Origin of the sequence: Campylobacter concisus, from assembly GCF_902460845.1 — a bacterium.
GTDB classification, from domain to species: domain Bacteria; phylum Campylobacterota; class Campylobacteria; order Campylobacterales; family Campylobacteraceae; genus Campylobacter_A; species Campylobacter_A concisus_X.
In genome coordinates, this window is record NZ_CABPVS010000004.1 from 21,267 (window position 1) to 36,604 (window position 15,338).

Genomic DNA, 15,338 nt, shown 5'->3' on the forward strand with positions numbered 1-15,338 from the left:
CTAAATTTGCAAGAGCTCTCTTGGCTATTTGATCCACTATTTTTAAGTGTAAAGGTCGTTTTGTGCCAAGGGGCTTTGCTTATCGTTTTTGGGCTGGCTTTAGCTTATCTTTTGGCCTTTTATAAAGGTAAACTTAGAGCCATTTTAGAGATGATCGTAACTTTTCCACTCATCTTTCCGCCCATTGCTACTGGATTTTTACTGCTTTGTCTGCTTGGCAAAAATGGCATCGTCGGCAAGGCTTTAAATTTAGAAATTATTTTTAGTTTTAAGGCTCTTGTGTTAGCTGCTTTTATAGCTTCGCTACCACTTTTTGTAAAGCCTGTCGCATCTGCTCTTGGCTCACTTTCAAAAAGCCTAAGTGAAGCAGCATATAGCCTTGGAAAAGATAAATTTCAAACAGCTATTTTCGTGCTCTTCCCATGTGTTGCAAAAAGCGTAGCAGCGGCTTTTATCTTAGCGATTTCGCGTGGGCTTGGCGAGGTTGGCATAACACTTATACTTGGCGGAAATATAATAGGAAAAACCGACACTATCTCGCTTGCCATTTATAATGCCGTATATGATGGTAAAAGCGATGAGGCTCTAGTTTTAAGCCTTGTTTTGGTTGTATTAAGCTTTATTTTGTTTGGGATTATAAATTTGCTTGATAAAAGTAAAATTTAATACAAAAAATGGCGAGAGGATGAGAGAATCGAACTCCCCACCAGACGGTCAACCGCCCAGTCATCGGGTTTGAAGCCCGTGAGCATCACCAGATTACTTTATCCTCCGTGCGCGTTATTCTAGCAGATTTAGATAAATTTTAGCCCATTTTCTATAAACTTTTTGAAATTACAAAAGGATTTCTAATTTTAAAATTTAGCATTTTTGCATTTTTGGCTCTATTTTTTTGCTCTTGTTCTTCGGTTCTTTCTCCAGCAACTGCACCGCTAAATGTATATGATGCGTACTCTATTTCACGCGATAAACGTGGTATTTACTCGATCACAAGAGATAAATTTATACAAAGCAAATTGCAAAGCAAAATTTTATTTTCAAAAGGGCTTAGCAATATTGATATCGAGATTGAGGTCTTTTACGGAGATGCCTATCTGATAGGACTTGTTGATAGTAAAGAGCTTGAAGATAAGCTAGTAGAACTAGCCAAAAGTACAGATGGTGTGCGAAAAATTTATACCTATCTTCGTATCAAGAAGCCAGAATATCCATGCGATAGTCTAAAAATTCTTGCAAACTTAAAACAAAATCTTTTTAAAGATAGTATAGTTGAGGGCACAAATGTGCGTGTTAGCATAGTTGGCTGCGATGTCGTATTTAGTGGCGTAGTTGATAGCATTGAGCAAGAAAAACATGCTATTTGGTATGCTAAACATATTGACGGCGTGGCCGATGTCTACTCGTTCATCAAAGTTATCAAATAAATTTAGCTTAAATATCGCTCTTTTTTACAAAGCTTGCTATTAGACTTGGTAAGATGATTAGCGCGCCAAGAAGCATAAAAACCATAACAAGATCGGTTAGTAAGCCAAAATATATGGTTGGAATAAAATTGCTAGTTATCATCACACTAAAGCCAAGAAAAATGGTGAAGGATGTGTAATACATCGCATATCCGATGCTTGCGTGCGCGACTTTAATGCTCTCAAAAACGCTTTTTGTAAGCATTTCTTCTTTAAAGCGGTGGATGTAATGGATAATATCATCAACGCCGATACCTATACTAATGGCTGCGATCGTGATACTCATCACATCAAGCGGAATGCCAAAAAACCCCATCACACCAAAGAGTGTGCAAAGCGGGATTAAATTTGAAACTATTGCAATGGTTGCTAGCTTTATACTCCTAAAGATAAAGCAAAATATGACAAAAAGTATAGCGACAGTTAGCCCAAAAGTATCAACTTGCGAGCTAAGTAAATTTTGAAGCATATTATTATAAAGCACCATCATGCCGGCAACTTCTATGCTTACATTGTCATTTTTAGTAAGCTGTGCTAGCCCTTCTCTAAGCTCCTTTAGAAATAAATTTCGTCTAAGCTCAGAGTCACTATCGACGATCCTCATACTAAATCTAAGCTCATCATTTTCAACGCTTACATAAGGACTTAATAAGATATTTTTATAATTTTGTGGCAATTTCTCATACATCGCAGCTAATAAAAAATCATCACTCGTGCCGTTATTTAGCTCTTTTATGGCTTTTATAAGGGTTGCTAGCGAGCTTACATGTCCGACAAATTTTTGCTCTTTTAAATAGTCGTGAATTTTCTCAGCAACCCTTGTATGATAGCTATTAAACCAGTATTTTGCATCCTTGGCATTGCTTTCAAACTCATTTTCAAACTCATCTTGCTCGGTATTTTTATCTTGTTTTTGTTCTTTAAATTTCACTATCACATCAACTGGTATCGTGCCGCCAAGTTTGGTATCAATGACTTGCATTCCTTGGCGAATTTCTGTGCTTTCTTTAAAGTAGCCAATGAAGCTATTTTCAACCTTTATCTTGCTGATACCATAAATGCCAAAACAGACAACTAGAGCGCAAACTACGTAGATAATCTTTCTTGAGTTTAGAGCTAAATTCGCGCAGTATTTTGCAAATTTAAAGCTATTTTCAAAGGTTCTAATAGGAGCTAATTTTTCTAAATTTACATTTATTGCACCAAATAGCAAAAACGCAAGCACAAGCGAAACGCTAATGCCAGTACTCATCATAATGCCAAGCATGATAACTGGCTTTATGTCAGCACTCATAAGCGAGCTAAAGCCAATAACCGTGGTAAATATCGCCCAAAAAGATGGAGAGAATTTATCACGAAGCGTTAGATAAATTAGCTGATTTTGGCTATATTTTGGATGCTTTGCGTAAAATTCTCTATAACTAACGACAAGATGAATCACAGTTGAAATGGTAATGATGAGCTGAAGTGCGATGTAGTTTGAGCTAATGACCGTCACTTCCCAGTCAAATATACCAAAAATTCCGGTCGTAAAAATGGCACTTATGGCACATATAAACATCGGCAAAACTATCCATCTAACCTGCCTGAAAAATAGCCATAAACTAAAGCTAAGAAGAGCAAGTACGCTTAAGCCATAGACCAAAAGATCGCTCTTTATAAAGCCTATCATATCATCAGCGATCATATTTGCACCGCCTAAGAATAGCTCGTCATTTGCGTTAAATTTAGCTATGGTTGCTTTTATAGCCTCAAGGTTTTCGTGATCACTTTTTCTAAGCTCATCTCGGTAGGCTTTAAACTCATAGGCAAGAGCCTCTAGCTTAAGTCGCTCAGCTTGTGTGATCGTACCGTTTGACTCTTTTTGGCTAAGTAAATTTCTTTCATTTACAAGCTCATTAAATTTCTCATCTTGTTTTAAATTTAGAGCAATCGCTGTTGTTTTTAGATCTTTGCTTATCAAATTTCCGCTGTAAATCGGACTTTTGGCAAACTCAAACTTTGCTTTTGAAATATTTATATCTTTATCTTGCAGCGTTGGGGTATGATCTAAGATACCAGTAATCCCGCCTTTTACACTATTTAAAAGCGGAATATTTATTATAGAGATGACGCTATTTACCATATCATTTTTAGCTAGTTCATTGCCTAAATTTTTGGTAAGTTCTAAATTTTTAGGTGAAAAAAGATCATCTTTTGGAGTAAAAGCGACCACTAAAAATCCGGGTGAGTCGTAGCGTTTGGCTATCTCTCTATAAGCTTTTAAGTCAGGATCATGCTCAAGCAGTAGCGTTTCAGCTGACGCATCAACGCTAAGCTTGGTGCTAAGATAGCCAAAAACTACGCTTAAAGCTAAAATTAGAGCAATAATAAGCTTGTTTTTGGCAATGATAAATTTAAAAATTTGTCGCATTAAGGGTTGGTTTTATTTTGATCAGGCAAAACAGCTTCATTTAGCTTTTGTAAAAGAGTATTGAAATCAGCGTTATTTAGCACATCTCCAAACTGACTTCTATAAGTTTGAATGATGCTTACACCAACGATATCAAGATCATAAATGAGCCAACCACGCTCTTTAGCGTCATAAAATTTATAGACAAATTCGTAGCTCTTGCCATCATTTACAAGCTCAGATGTTAGCCAGTATCTATTTTTTTGAGGTTCGCTCTCGCCAGTTATATGTATCTCTTGATCTTTGTACCCTAAAAGTTTATCTATGTATGAGCTTTTTAATTTTTGCTCAAATGCTGCGTCAAATTTAGCCTGCTCATCGCTACTTAGGCTATTGTAACGTTTGCCAAGGCTTATCTTTGCCATTTGCTTATAGTCAAAAAATGGATCAAGAAGAGCAAAAATTTCTTTTGTCTTTGCATTATTGTCTAAATTTGTATCTTTTAAAATTTCAATAACCTTTGTTGTTTTCATCTCTACTTCAGGCTTGATCTGCTCTTTTGAAATAGCAAAAAGGCTAGTTGTAAAAAGTAAAATCATAGTTAGAATTTTTAAAATTTTCATATTTACTCCTTGATAAGCTTATCGCGTCTTTGCTCGTAAGCATCGCGTAAAAATGGATAAAGATCAATAGCATCTTTTCTTAGTTTTTCATAAGCAATTGGATCTTGTGAAAAGCTATTAAACGCTCTATATGACTTTATGCCAGTTGATAAAAGTATAGGGTCAACGTAGCTAATAGGATCAGCAAAATAATCTCCGACCATACCACCAGTATCTCTTAAATTTGATGGTCCAATAAGTGGCCAAACGATATGAAAACCGCTGCCAAGCCCCCAATATCCAAGCGTTTGTCCAAAATCTTCATCGTGAGCTTTGAGATTGTAGTATTTTGCTCCGTCTGTTAGTCCGCCAAAGCCAATTATCGTATTTGCTAAAAATCTTAATGTCTCTTCGCCAGCGTTTTGAAATTTAAACTGAAGTAAGTTATTTACAAAGCGAACTGGAAAAAGCAGGTTATCAAAGAAATTTGAAACCATTGTTCTAGCTGTTTTTGGCACAACATAGGCATAGCCTTTTGCCACCGGAGTTAGCATATTTACATAGATAAAGTCATTTGCATGTGTCATCATTCTATTGTAGCCACTAAGCGGGTCAAAAACATCTTTTCTTGCTTCAAATTCAACATCAAATTCGTCGCTTTCGCTATTTGTATTTATGTCCGTATTAGCACAGGCTAAAAGCAAACTAAAAAAGATAGAAAGCAAAAATTTCATACTAAGCCTTATTTTTATTTATAAAATGTAGCTCGATTTTATCTTTTAAAAACTTTACAAGAAATTAAGAGAAATTTATAAATTGGCTTAAATCTTTAAGCTTAAGGATTAATATAATTAGATATACTTCACAAATTATTCTCTAATATAGTAAAGGTAAAAATTTTGAAAGCAGATATAAATTTAGAACTATTTTTAGGCGAAGATACACAGGTTTTAGCTAAGCATATTACATTATTAAAGGCCATAAAAGAGACAAAAAGCATCACAAAAGCAGCAGAACTGGTTGGTATATCATACAAAAATGCTTGGGACTGCCTTGATACGATAAATAACAAAAGTAGCAAGCCACTTATTATTAGGGCTGATGGAAATAAAAAAAATAGTGGCTCTGAGCTAAGCGAGTATGCCAATAAACTGATAAAAATTTATGATGCCATTCTTGAGACTCAAAAGGATTTTTTGCAAAAAATTTGTCAAAAAGTAGATTTTGAGGATGTAGATATTATAAATCTTCAAAGAATGAATATGAACTTAAGTGCTAGAAATCAGCTCTCATGCGAGATTATTGGCATAAACCGCGGTGCGGTAAATTCTCAAATAGTTGCAAAACTAAGTAATGGCTGTACGCTTGAGTCAAACATTACAGTCGAGAGTGAGAAAAATTTAGGACTAAAAGTTGGACAAAAAGTTATTTATATTTTTAAAGCTCCAGCTGTTATTTTGGCTAAGGATCTAGATATAAAAATAAGCACAAAAAATCAACTAAAAGGCGAAGTGATCGAAGCAAAGATAGGTGCTGTAAATGCTGAAATCACTTTAAAGCTAAGCGATGAGCAGACTTTAACTGCCATCATCACAAAAGATAGTGCTATCCAGATGAAGATAGGTGTTGGCGATACACTTTTAGCAATAGTAAAATCATCACAAATCATCATAGGAGTTTAAATGAGAAAAGTTTTTAAATTTTTATGTGTGGCAGCTTTGCTTGCCATAAACGCACTTGGTGCTGAAGTAAATGTATATGCTGCAGCAAATACGACATATGCATTTCCAGAGCTTATAAAAGAGTTTAATAAGCTTCATCCAGATGCTAAAATCAACCTAACTCTTGGCGCAAGTGGCGGTCTTGTTACACAGATACAAAACTCAGCTCCAGCTGATATATTCATGGCTGCTGATATGGGCTTTGCTCAAAAAGCTTATGACACAGGATTTGCAGTAGCTGCTCCAAAAGTTTATGCACAAGGCGCTGTTGCTATTTTTTCTATTAGAAATGTTGATTTCAAAAAAGGTATCGAAGTTGTTCGTGGCTTAAAAGCGATCTCTATCGCAAATCCACAAACAGCACCGTACGGTAAGGCCAGCATAGAAGCACTTAAAAATGCAAAGCTTTATGACGAAGTAGAAAAAAATATCGTCTATGCTCAAAAAATTTCTGAAACTCTATCTCAAGCATTAAGTGCTTCTGATGTAGGTTTTATCGCTGCTAGTGCACTTTTTGATGAGAAAATGTCAAAATACAAAGAGGGCGTTAATTACATATTTGTTCCGCAAGAGCTATACACTCCGATCGATCAAGGCATAGTTCTTCTAAAACATGCTGATAAAAATGATGACGCAAAAGCATTTTACGAGTTTATCTTGGGTGATAAATCAAGAGAAATTTTTAAGAAATTTGGCTATAACGTCCCAGCTAAATGATAAAAGCAAAGATCGTTGGAATTTTAACCAAAGATGATGTCAGCTTATTTGAGCTAAAGGGTCTAAATTTAGAGGCGAATTTATTTATGCTAGTCTTAAATGAGGCTAGCAAATTTGCCTTAAATGACGAGATCGGTTTAGGTTTTAAAAGCTCAGATGTCGTCTTGGCAAAAAATAAACTTGACACTAGCTCGCTTGAAAATGAATTAAAATGCATGGTAGAGGCTATAAATTTTGGTGAAGTTTTAAGCGTTGTTAGCCTAAAGTGCGATCAAATCCACTTCGAAGCCATCATTTCAAATCACGCTTTAAAAGCATTAAATTTGAGCAAAAATGATAGTGTTTTTGCCTATATAAAATCTACTAGCATTCATATAAGTACTCAAAAATGATAGAAATTTCTTGTAAAAAAGAGCTAAATGGCGGCGATGGCAAATTTATGCTTGAGGCAGATCTTAGCTTTGAAAATGGCGATTTTGTCGCACTTTACGGAGCAAGTGGTGGCGGAAAGACCACTATTTTAAGGTTGATTGCCGGTTTTGAAACACCACAAAGCGGATTTATAAAGGTTGGTGATAAAATTTTCTTTGACGATAAGATAAATTTAGCTCCACAAGAACGAAATATCGGCTTTTTATTTCAAGACTACGCACTTTTTGAAAATATGAATGTCTTTAAAAATTTACTCTTTGCAAAAAATGATCTAGCTCTAGCGAACAAGCTTCTTGATATTTGCGGCCTAACAAGTCTAAAAAATGCAAAAATTAGCACTCTTTCTGGCGGTCAAAAGCAACGCGTTGCTTTGGCTCGTGCGGTTATGAGAAAGCCTGAAATTTTACTACTTGATGAGCCGTTAAGTGCGCTTGATAATGCTATGCGTGAGAAACTTCAAGACTATTTACTAGCACTTCATGATGAGTTTAAGATGAGCATCATTTTAGTAAGCCATGATATCGCTGAAATTTATAAGCTTTGCAATAAAGTCTTTGTCCTTGAAAATGGAAAAATTTCAAGATCAGGTAGCGCAAGTGAGATATTTTTAAAGAGTGCAGGATCGCAGAAATTTGCCTTTAATGCTAAAATTTTAGAGATAAAAAAACGTGATGCTATTTACGTGGCAAATGTATTAATAAACCGCCAAATTTGTGAAGTGGTGCTAAGTAGCAGCGAAGCAATGAATCTAAAATCAGGCGATATGGTAGTAGTTAGCACAAAAGCATTTAGTGTAAATTTGGAAAAAGCATGATAGACGAGTTAAAAAGTATCGATTACGAGCCATTTTGGCTATCACTAAAATTATCTTTTATAACAACTTTTATTTTATTTTTTGTCTGCATCGCACTTGCCTATTTTATGTCTCAAAAGAAATTTTTTGGCAAGTCGTTTTTAGAGTCGGTTATCTCACTACCCTTGGTCTTACCACCAAGTGTTCTTGGCTTTTATCTACTCATTTTTCTTTCGCCTTATTCGGCCTTTGGTAAATTTATTGAAGAAATTTTTGGAGTTAGGCTTGTTTTTAACTTCACAGGTCTTGTTGTGGCAAGTTGTATCTATTCATTGCCATTTATGTTTGGGCCGATTTATGCTGGGCTAAATAGCCTAAAAAAGAGCCTTTTTGAAGCAAGTTATAGCCTTGGTAAAAATAAGCTCACGACTATTTTTAGGGTGATTTTGCCAAGCATCAGATCAAATTTATTAACAGCTACTGTCGTTAGTTTTGCGCACACCATGGGCGAGTTTGGTGTTGTTTTAATGATAGGCGGTAGCGTAGCTGGAGAGAGCAAGGTCGCTAGCATCGCGATATTTGAAGCGGTTGAAATGCTTGATTACACCAAGGCTCATATCTATGCACTTTTGATGCTAATAATTAGCTTTTTTGTCCTTTTCGTAGTTTATCTTTTAAATTCTAAAAAAGCTTAAGACAAAGCTTATAAAGATATAATAGTAAAAATTTTAAAGGATGAAGTATGATAAAAGTGCCTACAAGTATATATTTAAATACCTTAGATGGTAAGGAATTTGATTTTTCCGCCTTTGCAAGGACGCACGACTGCGTTATTTTCATCTATCCAAAGATAGGCGAGGACTTTAGTCTTTTAAGCGAGCAACTACAAAATACACCTGGCATGAAGGGCTGCACCAAACAAGCTATAAACTATAAGAAATTTTTAAAAGATTTTAACGATCTTGGTTTTATGGTGGTAGCCATTAGCTCACAAGATATCGCAGCTCAAAAGAAATTTCAAGAAGAGACTTCAACTGGTGTTATGTTTTTAAACGATAGTGAGTTTATGCTTGAGAGGGCGCTTGAGCTTCCAGTTTTTTCTGCATCAAATGGACATAAATTTTACTTTAGGCAAACGCTCATCATAAAAGATGGCAAGATAAGGCGCGCATATATAGTGGATGATCCCGAGAATGATGCTAAAAATATGCTAGAAAAACTCAAAGAAAAAGACTACTAGGAGCTAAAATGAGCCAAAATAGCAAAATCGAAAAGTCTTATGATGAGCTAACTTATAAATCAATAGCTTTTGCCCAATCATCGCCATATAGGCTTGAAGCTTGTGCTACACTTCTTGGCATAACTCCACCGCCATGCGAAAATGCAAGAGTTTTAGAGATAGGATGTAGCTTTGGCGGAAATTTGATCCCATTTGCAGTAAATAACAAAAACGCAAAAGTAGTTGGCATAGACCTCAGTGGAGAGCAGATAAGGCGTGGACAAGAGATCGTTAAAGAGATGGGGCTTACAAATTTAGAGCTTATACATGGCGATATTTGCGAATTTAACAGTGATGAAAAATTTGACTATATCATTGCTCATGGCGTTTTTAGCTGGGTACCTGACTTTGTCAAAGAAGCTATATTAAAAGTCGTAAGAGAGAATTTAAGTACAAATGGCGTGGCATTTATCTCTTATAATGTTTATCCTGGTTGGAAAGTAAAAGATATCGTAAGGGATATAATGCTACTTGCCGCAAAAGATAAAGAGAGCATGCAAGAGAGGCTAAAAGCAGCCAAAGAAGCACTTTTAGTCTATAAAGAATATTTGCTAACAAGAAATGAAGAAATTTATGAGGGGAAAATACCCCTTAAGATGCTTCTTTTTATAACAGAACATGTGCTCTCAAAAGATGACTTTTACATAGCTCATGAGTTTTTAGAATACACAAATGATCCATTTTATTTTAAAGATTTTAATGCCATGCTCGCTAAAAATGATCTTACTTATCTTTGTGAATATACGCTTGATGATATTTTTACCCCAGATGTTGGCACAGCCGTAGTAGATGAATACAAAAATAACAAGTTTAAGGACAGAATCGATCTAGAGCAATTCATGGATATGATTAGCAACAAAGTATTTAGACAAAGCCTAATAGTCCATAGCAAAACTTATGAGAGCATAGCCAATAAACAAATAGGCCCAAGCGATATCAATAAAATTCACGTTGTGGCAGATTTTATAAAGAAAGATAACCAGTGGCAAGATAGTTATGGTGCTATGCCACAAGATATATCATGGCTTTGCGAGGTCTTTTATAAGATGTATCCAGCTAGTATAAACCTTTCTCAGATTTTAGAAATTTTGCCAGAAGATAAGCTCATGGTTTATAGCGCCTTTGTAAGAATTTTAACAAACTCGTCTGATGCAATGATCTTAAAAGATGAGCAAAAAAATATCGAGTATAGGCCCGGCTATTCAAGGCTTAGTCAAAATTTAATAAATTATGTAAGATATTTCTTAAATCATAAAAATAATGCCGATGTTGTTTTTGCTAATAAATTTAGCATTTCAAGAAAGCTTAACAATATCGATTATTACATACTTTTATTGCTTGATGGTAAAAATAGCTTAGAAGATGTCGCAGCAAAAGCTTTGAAATTTATCAAAGAGAATAACGAAGATATATTTGACATAAATGGCAAAGTGCTTAAAAAAGATAAAGTCGCAGCAAACATAATGAGCTACGTGCTAGGCACAGCAAAAATAGCTAGCATGCTTTATCTACTAGAAGAAATTTAAGGTTTAAATTTTACTTTGCTTATATAGCTGTGTGATTTTATCTTTTAGATTTAGTGTGTTTTTTGAGAGAGCTATGAAAAATGGACTTTTTAAATTAGTAAGCTCGTAGCTCATCTCTTTGCTGCTATTAGCGTCAAATACTTTTCCGCCACAAAAATTTACGAGCGCTTCTCCTGCAGCATTGTCCCAAAGGTAGCTTGGGGCAAATCTCAAATAAGCTCCGCCAAATTCAACCAAACGGCAAAATTTTATGGCTGAGCCGATGCACCTTTGCTCAAAATTTAAGCTCTGCCCTATAAATTCTATCTCTTTGGCATCGCCTCTTCTACTTGAAAAGATTAGATTGTCTAAATTTTTATCTTTTTTATTTAAATCAACTCTCTTTATGTTTTCATCATTATCATCTAAAATTTCTTTAAAAGTGCCATTTTCATCAGCATAAAAAAGCTCTTTACTAACTGGGATAAATATCACACCAAGCACCGGTCTAGCTTTTTTTATAAGCGCTATGCAAACGCAAAATTCACCGTTTCTAGCTAGAAATTCTTTCGTGCCATCAAGAGGATCTACGAGCCAAAACTCGTCTTTATCGCTTTCTTGCAAGATACTCTCTTCAGAGCAAATTTTTATCCCGCTTTCACTTAGAACTTTTAGTATTGTTTCATTTGCGGCTAGATCAGCGCTAGTTAGTGGCGAGCTGTCATCTTTTAGGCAGACTTTAAGAGCCGTATTATCTGCAGAGTAAAATTTCATTATTTGCGCTCCAGCATTAACGGCTGCTTTTTTAGCTAAATTTAGAAGCTCGCTCATTTTGGTGTTCTGTTTGTCTCTCCAACATAAAGCTGTCTTGGGCGGACGATCTTTATCGTATCTTGCTCTTTTAGCTCGATCCACTGGCTGATCCAGCCTGGAGTCCTGCCGATGACGAAGATGACGGCAAACATATTATTTGGTATGCCAAGCGCCTTTAGGATGAGCCCTGAGTGAAAATCAACGTTTGGGTATAAATTTCTACTCACAAAGTAGTCATCATTTAGCGCGATCTCCTCAATGCGGTTTGCGATTTTAATAAGCTCTGAGTTAATGCCTATCTCGTCCATAAGCTGATCTCTCATCTTCTTAAGCACTTTTGCACGAGGGTCAAAATTTTTATAGACCCTGTGACCAAAGCCCATTAGCCTAAATGGATCGTTTTTATCCTTTGCTCTAGCGATGTATCTATCGACATTTGCTACAGAGCCTATCTCTTCAAGCTGGCGGATAACGCCCTCGTTTGCGCCGCCATGAGCCCAGCCCCAAAGTGCGCCGATGCCTGCGCTTATACATGCGTATGGGTGTGCGTGCGTTGAGCCAACGGTTCTAACAGTCGTTGTTGAAGCGTTTTGCTCGTGATCTGCGTGCAGCATAAAGACCGTATCAAGTGCTTTTATCTCGATTGGCTTAAGATCGACGTGCTCGTACGGATAGCCTCTCATCATGTAGAGGAAATTTTCAGTAAAGCCACGATCTAAATTTGGATATATGATAGGAAGACCGCGTGAGTAGCGGTAGCTAAATGCCGCAATCGTTGGAATTTTAGCGATTATACGCATAGCCATCTCGTGATACTCTTCAGGTTTATCCATATTTAGGTGATCTGAGTAAAAGGCACTTAGCGCTGATACCGCTGCTTGCAAAATCGCCATAGGGTGCGCTTTATCTGGAAATGCGTCAAATAGCTTCATCATGCCTTCATGTATAAAGCTTCTTTTTTTAAGCTCGGTTTTAAAATTTATATACTGATCATTTGTTGGAAGCTCTTTGTTTAAGAGTAAGTATGCCACGTCTAAAAATGTCTTATTTTCAGCCAAATACGCGATATCGTAACCTCTATACATTAGCTCGCCTTTTAAGCCGTCTATATAAGTTATCGCTGAGCGACACATCGCAGTTGAAGTATAACCTCTGTCAAAAGTAAACATTCCAGTATCACTAAAAAATGTCGAGATGTCTATCACGTCAGGTCCCATAGTGCCTTTTAGTATAGGAAACTCGTAACTCTTGCCGGTTCTGTTATCAGTTAGCGTAGCTGTATTTGATGACATTTTTACTCCTTACTTATTGATTGCATTAGAAATTTTATAATTATTGTCCCTATTATAGCTTGAGCTAGGCTTGCTAGGATAAAAGATGAGTAAGAATAATCACTTATCTCACCTGATCTGTGTGCGATAGTAGCAACTGCTACTAGAAGCGTTAGTGGCATGGATTGTGAGAGGGAAAACAAAAATATCCCCTTAAATCCTAATTTTCCTACAAATAACACACTTGAAAAAAGCCTTGTGGCAAGCATCGCACAAAATATAAAAATAGCATCTTTTATCACTTCATTTGAGCTTAGGCTTGAGAGCTTGAAAGTTGAGCCTATGTGTATAAAAAATATCGGTACCAAAAATCCAAATCCAAAGCTTGAAAGCTTGTGCGGTAAGTCTTTTTTATGATCAAAAAACGTAGCTATAAACATACCTGCGATAAACGCACCAAAGGCAACTTCTAAATTTAAATAAAGCATAAGTGCAATCATCGAAAAAAATACCGCAATGCTTAGTCTAATGTCTTTTTCGTCCTTGTCGTAGTGTGGCATAAGGATCACTTTAAGCCCCGGATACCACCAAAAAAGCACATCTAAAATTTTAAAGCTAAGTACGCTGATGGCTAAAAATAAGATCAAATAGCCAATCGTTAGCCATAAATTTATACTAGCTCCAAACTGCAAATAGGCTGCTATAAATGTCAAAAGCGTAATGCTTATAAGCTCGCCAATAGTTGCAATAAGCATGCTTAAATTTAGCCATTTTACATCCCTGCCATACTCTTTAAACAGCGTAAATATCATGCCAACGGCCATTATCGGGATAATGATGATATAGAGCAAACTAAGATTAAAACTAAATGTAAGTGCAGTTGCTAGCGAGTAGATGAGCGCAAGATAGATAAGCCCCAGGCGTAAAATTTTACGGTCAATGTTTATAAGCATTCTAAGATCGATCTCCATGCCAGCTAGAAACATCAAAAAGAAAAAACCAACTTCGCTAATTAGCTTAAACATCTCATTTTCGCCGACAAGCCCGATGTAGCTAGCTAGTGCTCCAAGTATTATCTCAGCAGGAGCGACAGGAATGCGTAAAATTTTAGAAATATAAGGCGAAGCAAAGACGATAAATGCCAAAACGACAAGAATACTAAGCTCGCTAGCTTGATGTAACTGCAAAAAGATCCTTAAATTAAAAATGTTTGATTGTATAAAAAGCTTTGTTATTTTTTGATTAAGCTAAGCGATTTTTGGGCAAAATGGCGACAAATTTTTAAAAATTTGGAGTGCAAATTTATGCGTAAATTTCTATTTTTTGTCTTGATGTTTTTTGGAATTTTTGGCTTTGCAGATGAGCTAAGTTTGGTTCAAAGTTTTAAATTTGATGGAAGTATTTTTTATAAGAAAAATATAGCCAAAGATGAGAGCTTTTACTTTTTAAAAAATGAAAATTTTGATGAGCATTTTGTAGGCTTTAGAGTGAAATTTGACAAAAATATAAAAAGTGAAAGTATGCTTGTTGAGCTAAAAAGAAAGATAAAAGAGGCTAAAGAGGTGCTTTATAGCGAAGAAAATGATCAAATTTTAGCTCTCATAAAAGATGAAACTAGCAGTAAAAATATAGAAATAATCCACTTTTTACTTAAAAAAGATGGAGTCTTAATACTTTCATATGAGAGAATTTATGATCCAAAAACTCTGGTAGATGGGCTTAAGCCTGTACTTTTAAGTGAAGCTAGAAATTTTATGCTTCAGATGCCAAAGGTAGAAGCTAGGTAGAAAGGTGGATGTGGTGGTATTTTGCACTGCATGTGGTTTTGTTAAATTTCATCAAATTTTAGTAGCCAATTCTTGTGAGTGAATGAAATTTAAAATTTGCACATAGATTGATGAAATTTTTACTTAAAGGGGGACAAAGGGGCTTGAATTTTGCTTCGCAAGCTCGCAACTGCATGGCAGACACGAAGTCGCCTCCTTTATCCCACTTTATATCCCCCCAATCCCTTAACACGCTCAAAGTGCACGCAATAGTGCTGGCGCACTGAATGCGGTTAAAACTCTATCAAATTTTAAAATTTTATAAGCAAGTAATTTCGGCTCTAGTGGCAAGCTTTGTAAGACCCAAAATCAGTAGTCAATTCTTGCGAGTGAATGGAATTTTAAAATTTATAAATTAAGGTTTTTAGAAATTTAAAGTTTTGTTTCTTTGTTAAGGGGGAAGAGGCTTGAATTACGAAGTCGCTCCCTTCCCCCTTAACGATCCCCTAACCCCGACAACGTTAGAGGTGACATGCTCCAGTGCTAACACACTGCATGCGATTTGTTATCAGATAAATTTGAGT

16 protein-coding genes and 1 tRNA gene are annotated in these 15,338 nt (G+C 35.9%); 10 read left to right on the top strand and 7 right to left on the bottom strand.

Annotated elements, in window-relative coordinates; translation table 11 throughout:
* The first annotated feature begins 6 nt into the window (after positions 1 to 6).
* A complete protein-coding gene (locus F3H00_RS05395; RefSeq protein WP_148798987.1) occupies positions 7 to 666 on the top strand; it encodes a molybdate ABC transporter permease subunit in 660 nt (219 codons plus the stop codon).
* A 9-nt stretch (positions 667 to 675) separates the two neighbouring features.
* Here F3H00_RS05395 and F3H00_RS05400 read toward each other — a convergent pair.
* Positions 676 to 773, bottom strand: a tRNA-Sec gene (locus F3H00_RS05400).
* A 105-nt stretch (positions 774 to 878) separates the two neighbouring features.
* Between F3H00_RS05400 and F3H00_RS05405 the strand changes: the two genes are divergently transcribed.
* Entirely contained in the window at positions 879 to 1,424 is a 546-nt protein-coding gene (locus tag F3H00_RS05405) for a BON domain-containing protein (RefSeq protein ID WP_410369056.1), read from the top strand.
* Positions 1,425 to 1,431: 7 nt separating this feature from the next.
* Here the strand turns inward: F3H00_RS05405 and F3H00_RS05410 are convergent, their stop codons facing one another.
* The 3 genes from F3H00_RS05410 to F3H00_RS05420 are packed head-to-tail and all read right to left on the bottom strand — an operon-like array spanning position 1,432 to position 5,191.
* Positions 1,432 to 3,876, bottom strand: a complete 2,445-nt coding sequence (locus F3H00_RS05410; RefSeq protein ID WP_148798989.1) for an efflux RND transporter permease subunit — start codon at positions 3,874 to 3,876, stop codon at positions 1,432 to 1,434.
* Positions 3,876 to 4,478 carry a Tgt2/MlaC family protein gene (locus F3H00_RS05415; protein ID WP_103651245.1) on the bottom strand — a complete coding sequence of 201 codons (603 nt, stop codon included), beginning with the start codon at positions 4,476 to 4,478 and terminating at the stop codon, positions 3,876 to 3,878. The genes F3H00_RS05410 and F3H00_RS05415 overlap by 1 nt, the downstream gene beginning before the upstream one ends.
* 2 nt (positions 4,479 to 4,480) lie before the next feature.
* Positions 4,481 to 5,191 carry an MlaA family lipoprotein gene (locus tag F3H00_RS05420; RefSeq protein WP_148798991.1) on the bottom strand — a complete coding sequence of 237 codons (711 nt, stop codon included), beginning with the start codon at positions 5,189 to 5,191 and terminating at the stop codon, positions 4,481 to 4,483.
* A 165-nt stretch (positions 5,192 to 5,356) separates the two neighbouring features.
* Here F3H00_RS05420 and F3H00_RS05425 point away from each other — a divergent pair, with 165 nt between their 5' ends.
* Genes F3H00_RS05425 through F3H00_RS05455 form a run of 7 tightly spaced genes read left to right on the top strand, consistent with a single transcriptional unit; the run spans position 5,357 to position 10,925 of the window.
* The gene (locus F3H00_RS05425) at positions 5,357 to 6,139 is read left to right on the top strand and encodes a TOBE domain-containing protein (protein ID WP_072595374.1); all 783 of its coding nucleotides are present in this window, start codon (positions 5,357 to 5,359) and stop codon (positions 6,137 to 6,139) included.
* Positions 6,140 to 6,895, top strand: coding sequence for a molybdate ABC transporter substrate-binding protein (gene modA, locus F3H00_RS05430; RefSeq protein ID WP_148798994.1), 756 nt, complete (start codon positions 6,140 to 6,142; stop codon positions 6,893 to 6,895). It abuts the gene before it with no gap.
* Positions 6,892 to 7,287, top strand: a complete 396-nt coding sequence (locus tag F3H00_RS05435) for a TOBE domain-containing protein (protein WP_148798997.1) — start codon at positions 6,892 to 6,894, stop codon at positions 7,285 to 7,287. Before modA ends, F3H00_RS05435 begins: the two co-directional genes overlap by 4 nt.
* Positions 7,284 to 8,141: a sulfate/molybdate ABC transporter ATP-binding protein gene (locus tag F3H00_RS05440; RefSeq protein WP_149703763.1), complete on the top strand. Its 858-nt coding sequence runs from the start codon at positions 7,284 to 7,286 to the stop codon at positions 8,139 to 8,141. Before F3H00_RS05435 ends, F3H00_RS05440 begins: the two co-directional genes overlap by 4 nt.
* Positions 8,138 to 8,815 carry a molybdate ABC transporter permease subunit gene (modB, locus tag F3H00_RS05445; protein WP_084109623.1) on the top strand — a complete coding sequence of 226 codons (678 nt, stop codon included), beginning with the start codon at positions 8,138 to 8,140 and terminating at the stop codon, positions 8,813 to 8,815. Before F3H00_RS05440 ends, modB begins: the two co-directional genes overlap by 4 nt.
* Positions 8,816 to 8,862: 47 nt before the next feature.
* Positions 8,863 to 9,360 carry a redoxin family protein gene (locus F3H00_RS05450; protein ID WP_148799000.1) on the top strand — a complete coding sequence of 166 codons (498 nt, stop codon included), beginning with the start codon at positions 8,863 to 8,865 and terminating at the stop codon, positions 9,358 to 9,360.
* Positions 9,361 to 9,368: 8 nt separating this feature from the next.
* Positions 9,369 to 10,925: a class I SAM-dependent methyltransferase gene (locus F3H00_RS05455; RefSeq protein ID WP_148799002.1), complete on the top strand. Its 1,557-nt coding sequence runs from the start codon at positions 9,369 to 9,371 to the stop codon at positions 10,923 to 10,925.
* Positions 10,926 to 10,928: 3 nt separating this feature from the next.
* Here the strand turns inward: F3H00_RS05455 and F3H00_RS05460 are convergent, their stop codons facing one another.
* Genes F3H00_RS05460 through F3H00_RS05470 form a run of 3 tightly spaced genes read right to left on the bottom strand, consistent with a single transcriptional unit; the run spans position 10,929 to position 14,175 of the window.
* Complete coding sequence (locus F3H00_RS05460) at positions 10,929 to 11,735, bottom strand: 3'(2'),5'-bisphosphate nucleotidase CysQ family protein (protein ID WP_087579250.1); 807 nt, start codon at positions 11,733 to 11,735, stop codon at positions 10,929 to 10,931.
* The gene (locus F3H00_RS05465) at positions 11,732 to 13,009 is read right to left on the bottom strand and encodes a citrate synthase (RefSeq protein WP_084109619.1); all 1,278 of its coding nucleotides are present in this window, start codon (positions 13,007 to 13,009) and stop codon (positions 11,732 to 11,734) included. The genes F3H00_RS05460 and F3H00_RS05465 overlap by 4 nt, the downstream gene beginning before the upstream one ends.
* 2 nt (positions 13,010 to 13,011) lie before the next feature.
* Entirely contained in the window at positions 13,012 to 14,175 is a 1,164-nt protein-coding gene (locus F3H00_RS05470; RefSeq protein ID WP_148799004.1) for a cation:proton antiporter, read from the bottom strand.
* Positions 14,176 to 14,292: 117 nt separating this feature from the next.
* Between F3H00_RS05470 and F3H00_RS05475 the strand changes: the two genes are divergently transcribed.
* Positions 14,293 to 14,775, top strand: coding sequence for a hypothetical protein (locus F3H00_RS05475; protein ID WP_148799006.1), 483 nt, complete (start codon positions 14,293 to 14,295; stop codon positions 14,773 to 14,775).
* Positions 14,776 to 15,338: the final 563 nt, after the last annotated feature.

What these genes read in the sequence shown, in the direction of transcription:
- F3H00_RS05465 (WP_084109619.1), bottom strand. Translation starts at nt 13,009, where the DNA reads ATGTCATCAAATACAGCTACGCTAACTGATAACAGAACCGGCAAGAGT.
- modB (WP_084109623.1), top strand. Translation starts at nt 8,138, where the DNA reads ATGATAGACGAGTTAAAAAGTATCGATTACGAGCCATTTTGGCTATCA.
- F3H00_RS05440 (WP_149703763.1), top strand. Translation starts at nt 7,284, where the DNA reads ATGATAGAAATTTCTTGTAAAAAAGAGCTAAATGGCGGCGATGGCAAA.
- F3H00_RS05475 (WP_148799006.1), top strand. Translation starts at nt 14,293, where the DNA reads ATGCGTAAATTTCTATTTTTTGTCTTGATGTTTTTTGGAATTTTTGGC.
- F3H00_RS05420 (WP_148798991.1), bottom strand. Translation starts at nt 5,191, where the DNA reads ATGAAATTTTTGCTTTCTATCTTTTTTAGTTTGCTTTTAGCCTGTGCT.
- F3H00_RS05415 (WP_103651245.1), bottom strand. Translation starts at nt 4,478, where the DNA reads ATGAAAATTTTAAAAATTCTAACTATGATTTTACTTTTTACAACTAGC.
- modA (WP_148798994.1), top strand. Translation starts at nt 6,140, where the DNA reads ATGAGAAAAGTTTTTAAATTTTTATGTGTGGCAGCTTTGCTTGCCATA.
- F3H00_RS05455 (WP_148799002.1), top strand. Translation starts at nt 9,369, where the DNA reads ATGAGCCAAAATAGCAAAATCGAAAAGTCTTATGATGAGCTAACTTAT.
- F3H00_RS05410 (WP_148798989.1), bottom strand. Translation starts at nt 3,876, where the DNA reads ATGCGACAAATTTTTAAATTTATCATTGCCAAAAACAAGCTTATTATT.
- F3H00_RS05460 (WP_087579250.1), bottom strand. Translation starts at nt 11,735, where the DNA reads ATGAGCGAGCTTCTAAATTTAGCTAAAAAAGCAGCCGTTAATGCTGGA.
- F3H00_RS05450 (WP_148799000.1), top strand. Translation starts at nt 8,863, where the DNA reads ATGATAAAAGTGCCTACAAGTATATATTTAAATACCTTAGATGGTAAG.
- F3H00_RS05435 (WP_148798997.1), top strand. Translation starts at nt 6,892, where the DNA reads ATGATAAAAGCAAAGATCGTTGGAATTTTAACCAAAGATGATGTCAGC.